The sequence below is a fragment of the Fluviicola sp. genome, from assembly GCF_030151805.1.
In the GTDB taxonomy this organism is placed as follows: Bacteria; Bacteroidota; Bacteroidia; order Flavobacteriales_D; family Crocinitomicaceae; genus Fluviicola.
This window is the reverse complement of sequence record NZ_JASLCN010000021.1, coordinates 1-6,811: the sequence shown is the minus strand read 5'-3', so window position 1 is coordinate 6,811 and position 6,811 is coordinate 1. Positions and strand designations below refer to the sequence as shown.

The 6,811-nt window shown below is 42.9% G+C and carries 7 protein-coding genes; all 7 read right to left on the bottom strand.

The window, feature by feature from the left end; genetic code table 11:
• On the bottom strand, positions 1 to 1,631 hold a 1,631-nt coding region (locus Q1V93_RS00830; RefSeq protein WP_300660142.1), incomplete at its 3' end, for a GEVED domain-containing protein.
• 435 nt (positions 1,632 to 2,066) lie between these two features.
• Positions 2,067 to 2,612, bottom strand: a complete 546-nt coding sequence (locus Q1V93_RS00825; RefSeq protein WP_300660140.1) for a dihydrofolate reductase family protein — start codon at positions 2,610 to 2,612, stop codon at positions 2,067 to 2,069.
• Between the two features lie 27 nt (positions 2,613 to 2,639).
• On the bottom strand, positions 2,640 to 3,044 hold the full coding sequence (locus Q1V93_RS00820; protein WP_300660138.1) for a hypothetical protein: 405 nt from the start codon (positions 3,042 to 3,044) through the stop codon (positions 2,640 to 2,642).
• A gap of 130 nt (positions 3,045 to 3,174) precedes the next feature.
• Entirely contained in the window at positions 3,175 to 4,059 is an 885-nt protein-coding gene (locus Q1V93_RS00815) for a hypothetical protein (RefSeq protein ID WP_300660135.1), read from the bottom strand.
• 123 nt (positions 4,060 to 4,182) lie between these two features.
• Positions 4,183 to 5,769, bottom strand: coding sequence for a Na+/H+ antiporter (locus Q1V93_RS00810; protein ID WP_300660132.1), 1,587 nt, complete (start codon positions 5,767 to 5,769; stop codon positions 4,183 to 4,185).
• A 101-nt stretch (positions 5,770 to 5,870) separates the two neighbouring features.
• Positions 5,871 to 6,449, bottom strand: a complete 579-nt coding sequence (locus tag Q1V93_RS00805) for a hypothetical protein (RefSeq protein ID WP_300660129.1) — start codon at positions 6,447 to 6,449, stop codon at positions 5,871 to 5,873.
• A gap of 37 nt (positions 6,450 to 6,486) precedes the next feature.
• Positions 6,487 to 6,811 (bottom strand): hypothetical protein (locus Q1V93_RS00800; RefSeq protein WP_300660126.1); only part of this gene is annotated, 325 nt, incomplete at its 5' end.

Genomic DNA, 6,811 nt, shown 5'->3' with positions numbered 1-6,811 from the left:
GTGGTTGTAATCGTAGGGGAAATGTTGTTTTGAGTGATGACATCTATTCCCTGAACAGGGATCGTTTGCCCGGAAATCGTAATCAGGATTGAATCCATGATTGCCGTGTTTTGAGTGGAAACCGCTTTTGCCCAAACGGTTCCGTTTGTGTGTGCAGTTACCAGACCGCTTGTGGAAATCGTTGCAGTTCCCGTTACGTTAAGGATGCTCCAGGTAACGTTTTGAATGGCGCCTGCCGGAAGAATGATTGCCTCTGCCTGTAAGGTTCCTGCATTGGTAGTGATTGTTGCCGGAACGTTGTTTTCAGTTACTACGTCAATGCTTGTAACGACCGGTACCGGTAAAGCTTTCAAACATCTGATAGCACCACCTTGCCGGCGCGGATATCCGGCATTCGGATTCACAATGAAATTACTGTAATACAACATTTTTCCGCCGGAAGAACCGGTGGTGTTTGACCAATAGTAACCACGCTGTCCTACGAAATCAAAGGTTCCGGATGCATTACGCGTTCCGCCTGTTGCAAGCTTCAGATTACTTTGGAAAGCAGAAAGAATGTTGTTTACCGACTCAGCTGTGATCACAGCCTGCCATTCGTCGGCTGAAGGCAAATGCCATTCGTTTCCAAGCGCTTTACAAGGATCGCAACCGTTTGTTGCCGTTACATCATTCGGGGTTTCAGCCTGCCAGGTATCGGAAAGCGCTGCTCCGTCCCACCAAACCGGAGTACTGTTCAGAAATTCGGTAGTAGCAACCAAACCTGTTGGGTTATTTGGTGTTGGGGCAACGGTTGAAAGAGTTGATGTACGCGCTTGATGTCCGTCGTCCCATCTTCCCCATTGGAACAGATCTCCATAAGAAGCTGCATCATTGGAAGCCGTTGCGATCTCATCACTTCCAAGATTTTGCTGCATCCAGACATTTCCGTCGGCTGCTCTCACGGTTGTATATTGAGTTGAAACACCTTTGTATGTCACAGTGATGCATCCTAAATCTCCCGGGTTTGGTCCCGGATCTCCCGAACAAGTTGTTGCTGCGGGTAAAACGTTTAAGGAATAATCTTCTGTTTGACCGGCTCTCAGGTTTTGATCGCATGCCGTAGAAATCGTATTCGGAGCATTTGGGTTACTCAAGGCATTTACATTGCTGTTTTTTACGATCCGCATCGTGGTTGTTCCGGTCAATGCACCGGCAGGGACTGTAATGGATGCGGAAATAGTGACAGCATTCGCCGGATTTGCCGGAGAAATCAAGCCGATATAGGTTCCTGCTTCATCAAACAAACCATTCTGATTCCAATCAATAAAAACCATTACATCACCTGGAAATGTAGAAGAAGGACCTTTAATCGAAATGAGGTAGGATTGACCGATCGTCACATCCGTAGAAAGGGATGTGAAATTTTCGTAAACGGGAGTGGTTCCTGATGTGAATGGGGAAGTGTTGTTGATGGTGCCGAACTGAACCTGTGTGATCATGTTGCCGTCTGCATTGTATTGAAATGCGGGAAGGCATCCGGATTGGGAAAATCCATTAAAACTAAAGCTCAGAATGAACATCTGAATGCTGATAAAAGCCAGGGTTTTTACGGCCTTGAATTTACCAGATACCTGTACGTTACTGTTTTTCATGTGTACTTTTTTGAATGATTAAAAAAGTAGTAGTAGTCCAGACAGCCTTGTACAAACGCGTAAAGCGATCCTAACTCAGTTGGTGCAAAATTATTGGCATGGAAAATCTACAACAATACCTGTAAAGGGTCAATTAATCTAACCTTGAGAAGTGGCTTTGAGATTCTAAAAGGGGGGAAAGACCGGTAGTTCAGCTTTTTTCTTGTAATTAACCGGGAATGATTATTCGATATTCTTTTCAGGACTTTGAGAATGTAAGAGAAGTCTGAACCAATCAATATCAGAAACAGGCGATTGTGATCAGCGCATATAATGGAACGACAAAAATGACAATTAAATCCTCTGCGTTCTGGCGTTTGTTAATCAATAGTTTCGTTAAACGCAAAGTGGCAAAGTGGGCAAAGCTTTTGAAGATACAAGCTTTAATAAGACCGCTTAGTTATTTGGTTCGTAAATGAGCTGCACAACCCCTGATTTGAACACATGGGTTTGGAGCAAACGCAATTCGATGCGGTTTTTTACCTCTTCAAATAATGGTTTTCCGCTTCCCAAAACTGTGGGGTGAACGGATATTCTGTAGGTATCTACCAAATTCAATTGGATAAAGGTTTTGATCAGACTTGCACCCCCATAGAGCCAAATATCTTTTCCGCCCCGTTTTTTGATTTCACTTACGGTTGCAGCGATATCGGAATGAATGAAGGTCGCTTTTTCGTCTTCCCTGATCCGGCTCGAAAAAACGAATTTGTCTTTGGAGTGTATTGCTTTCCACAAGTCCAGTTCTACCTGACCGGCAGCTGCATCCGGTTGAAAATTCCCCCAGGCATCGTAACTGACTCTTCCGTAAAAGATCGTGTCAATTCCGGATAAGAAACCGTCAAAATCCATGTCGTCGTCCATGATACACCAATCAATTTCTCCGTTTGGCCCTTCAATAAATCCGTCTAAGGTTACAGCTAAATCAAGAATTACTTTTTTCATTTTCAGGTGTTTAAAAAGTGGTGTAAATTAGTTTGTTTTATATGAATAGTAGGCTTTTTCTGTATTTAAGACAGTCAGATCTTTAAAGGAAACGGATGTTAATTCATCTGGTTTTAAATGACCTTTTGTAAGAAGAAAATGAAGAAACAAAATCTTCTTGTTGGATGAGGTTTTTCGGAAGAAAGGGTAGAGGATGTATTTGGTTCCTTTGAAGGAAAACACTACTTTCCGATTGACTTTAATGTTCAGATCCTGGTTGTTCGGAGTACTCTTTTCATGTTTAAATGATTCCTCTGTCCAGTAATAAAGTAAATCTGAATTTTTATCTGCTATACTGTCGAGGTATTTAATGTCCGGAAGTGTTTCAGGTTCTTTGTTTTTAGAGCTACATCCGACGATGAAAAGGAGGGAAATCAGGAAGAAATTATGCATGATCAAGTATAGCAAAAATTATCGGAGAGTTATACTCGAAGGATCTACTTTTTTTGGCAGAGATCACTTTTTATAAACACAAATGTCCACTAAAAAGCGGACACTTGTTCTATTTATTCTGATTGTTTTTTCAAACGGCAACCGGAACCGATAATCCGGTAGAAATGGCAGTTGTGTAAGCTTTCATTCCGCTAAGAGGATCGTGAGGATATTGTTGGATAATGTTATCAAGTGTCCAGATGAATCCGCCCGCAACACAGGTTTCACTGCTAAATGACTTCATGAGCTGTTTTACTCCGTAAGCTTCGGCATTGGTCCAGTCTCCGGCAAGGATAAAGTTATCCGTATTAAAATGACTGATCGTGCCCGTAATTGCATCCGCCCAGTTTTGAGGATCGTTTCCGCCTCCACCGTCATAACACTGCAGGTTCCACCATTTCACAGCACCCGGATTGGACGAGTTTAAAGCTTCCAGTGAACCGACCCAGAAAGATTGTTCAAAAGTGTCGTAAGGACAGAAAGTGATTCCGAAGCCCATTCCGATCAGCATCTGGCAGAAAGCCACAAATGATTCCTGATCGTATGTTTCTTCACAATCCATGTCAATGATGCTGATGGATGGAAATGTTTTTCGGAATGTGGCGAAACATTTTTCCAGGTTGGTGCCGCTGAATGAATTGCCACCGTCGTTATAAATTTTCTGAATGGTTTCATAGTCCTGTACGCCACCACCACCGATTGACGCACATACTTGTGTGATACTGCCTCCGATAACCTTGTTGATCAGCGCAGGCCAACCCACATCTCCGACATAACTGCCTTGCGAAATAATGTTCGTATTGTTGAAATAGATATCACCCATAATTTGCGGGGTTTTGATATCGTAATTTCTTCCGATGTGAAAAAGACTCAAAATGAGTGTGGTAAAACCAGATTCCTGAAGTTGAGAAACGGTATCTCCCGGAGCGGGGTAAAAACATCCTTCAGCGTAAACTGCACTATTTAAAGTTGACATATTTGTTGTTTTTAGAGTTATTAAATTGATCCTGTGAAGGAAGTATGTTTTAACTCCGGATACAAGAGTATAATTACCTGATTATCAAAACCGGGTAATTATTTCTTTGAAACAAACGAGTTCTTAAATGCTTTTTATACGTTCTTCTTCCAGGTCGATCTGATACAGCTGGCGCCGGATAATTTCTTCATTGATCTTGGGATCTTTGTTGAGTTCGGTTAGGTATTCCCGCTGACTTTCCAGCGCTTCAATAAAAAGGGCTTTTGTTTTTTCCGTGATCCGGCTCTCGTCTGAAGCTTTGGTTTTTTCTTCCCATTGTTTCAGAAACTTTTCCAATTCGGCATGGCCATTCAATTCGTTTTCATGTTTCTGTTTCAAAAACTCAAACACGTGTTGTTTCAAACCACGTTTTATTTCTTTCCGGGTTGCTTCTTCTGATTCTTCACTAATGAAATGATCAAACAAACGCCAGCGATTGATCAGGTAGGGAAGAGTGAGACCCTGAATGACCAAAGTGAGCAGGATGGCAATAAATGTGATGAAAAGAATCAGGTTCCGGTGAGGAAATGGTGCGCCATGCAGCGTAACGGGAATTGCAAGGGCTGCTGCTAATGAAACCACACCGCGCATCCCCGTCCAACCAAGTATTAGCGGAAGTAACAACCGCTGTCTTTTTGCAGCGGGACCTGTTCTCGGAGCAACTCCCGGCCGGAAAATAAGCGTGGAAATCATTGCGACATAGGAACTGATCATTCTCGCAAGGATCAATATGGCGGTCACCAGTACCCCATAACCGATCGCGGTACTTAGTGAAATACCGTTTGCATGAAGTCCGTCTACAATTTCAGGAAGTTCCAGCCCGATAATCAGGAATACGATTCCGTTCAGGATAAAGATAAAACTTTCCCAAAAGCTGAAACCTCTGATCCGGCTGGCGCTGTTTAAAAAAATGAGTCTTCTTGCCGACATGAACAAACCGCCGCTTACAACGGCCAGTACGCCCGAACAATGCAATTGCTCCGCTGCCCAATACATAAAGTAAGGTTCGATCAGTGTGAGCGCAATATCGGACGGAGCATCCGTAGGCAAACGTTTATGCGCCTGAACAAAAATCCAGGCAAGGATCAAACCGATTCCTGCACCGCCGAGAATCATCCATAAAAAACTGAATGCTGCTTGTTGCCAGATGAATTGACCCGAACCAACAGCCAGTAAAGCGAAACGGAAAATGATCAGGGAAGAAGCGTCGTTGAGCAAACTTTCACCTTCCAGGATGGCGCTTGTGGATTTGGGAATTTTTACAAATTTGGTAATGGCTCCGGTACTCACCGCATCGGGTGGAGAGACAATTCCTCCCAACAAAAATCCCAATGCCAACGTAAAACCGGGAATGGCATAATTGGTCACAACAGCCACAGATAACGCGGTAAAAAACACTACCAGGAAGGCAAAACTTCCGATAATGCGCCACCACTTTTTCATTTCTTTGAATGAAACATTCCAGGAAGCCTCGAACAATAAAGGAGGCAGGAAAATAAAAAAGATGAGGTCCGGATCAATTTTCACTGTTGGCAATCCCGGTATGAAACTGATCAATAATCCGCCGATGACCAACAGGATCGGATAAGCAATTCTCAATTTGACAGCCCACATGTTCAGCAGCACAATGACGGCTATCATGGCAAGCAGAAAAGGTAAAATCGTATGCATGGAAGTTCGGAATTGTATTTGTTAGTTTTCGTTTTTCAACAAAACCAATACTAGTAAAAATAGTTGAAAAGGCAGTAATGAGTTTGCTTTTTTGTTTCTTCTTATAAGGGTATTTGAACAGGGTGAGTCCATTTGACTTTTACGACTTTTTCATTCTTGAAAGTAATTCTCAATACATCAGGGTAAATGATAAATAAACCCGGTCTCGATCCTAAAATATATTCCCATTCGTTGTTTTCAGGTACGTTTTCGGCTTTCCCCAAAAGATGTTGAACGTCCGCCTTTGTTTTCCCGATAAGGATGTCGCGATCAATGATATCTTCACTCATTTCGTAGCGTGTCCCGGTGGCTGAATTCCATCTTTCTTTAGAAAAATTATGGGAAGGAAAGAAACTTAATCCCAGATACCAGGGAACAATAATTACCCTATAAACAACAGGCGTCATTGCGAAAGTTACCAGCCACGCCATTCGTTTTCTGGGTTTATCCGAATGAATCAATTTTCTGAAGAACCAATTCCAGATAATCACTCCGGGAATACTTACCAATCCGGTCAGAATGTAAAGTGCAATTTTGAGTTCCTGCATTGTTTTTGGGGTTCTTTTTCGATTGTACTCAAAGGTATTGAACAAAACCAAAAAAGCAAGGATTACTCCCTGCTCTTTTGGTTGCTCTAACATACATTTCTCCGATGAATGTCAGCAAGTTGTCATTGAATTAACCGATATGAACGGCAATGGGCATCAGTGCAAATCCATCGAAGAAACCACTCACGGAGATGGTTCCTGATTCGTATCCGGATGCCAGCGTGAACGAGATTTCTGCTGCAATGGGTTTGGGAGGATCCGGCCAGGCAGTAATGGTTCCTTTTCCAAGCGTTTTCACCGATGTAATTCCCGAATTGACCTGCGCAGCACCATCGTATTGCAGCTTGGTTTCGGTTCCCATTCCGAATAAGGTTTGAATGGCTGCATTTCCAACGGCAGTCTGACCTGTCGCGTCCTCGGATATTATTACGTCAAGCGTGCCGAAAGGTCCGTTG

What these genes read in the sequence shown, in the direction of transcription:
- Q1V93_RS00825 (WP_300660140.1), bottom strand. Translation starts at nt 2,612, where the DNA reads ATGAAAAAAGTAATTCTTGATTTAGCTGTAACCTTAGACGGATTTATT.
- Q1V93_RS00820 (WP_300660138.1), bottom strand. Translation starts at nt 3,044, where the DNA reads ATGCATAATTTCTTCCTGATTTCCCTCCTTTTCATCGTCGGATGTAGC.
- Q1V93_RS00815 (WP_300660135.1), bottom strand. Translation starts at nt 4,059, where the DNA reads ATGTCAACTTTAAATAGTGCAGTTTACGCTGAAGGATGTTTTTACCCC.
- Q1V93_RS00810 (WP_300660132.1), bottom strand. Translation starts at nt 5,769, where the DNA reads ATGCATACGATTTTACCTTTTCTGCTTGCCATGATAGCCGTCATTGTG.
- Q1V93_RS00805 (WP_300660129.1), bottom strand. Translation starts at nt 6,449, where the DNA reads ATGTTAGAGCAACCAAAAGAGCAGGGAGTAATCCTTGCTTTTTTGGTT.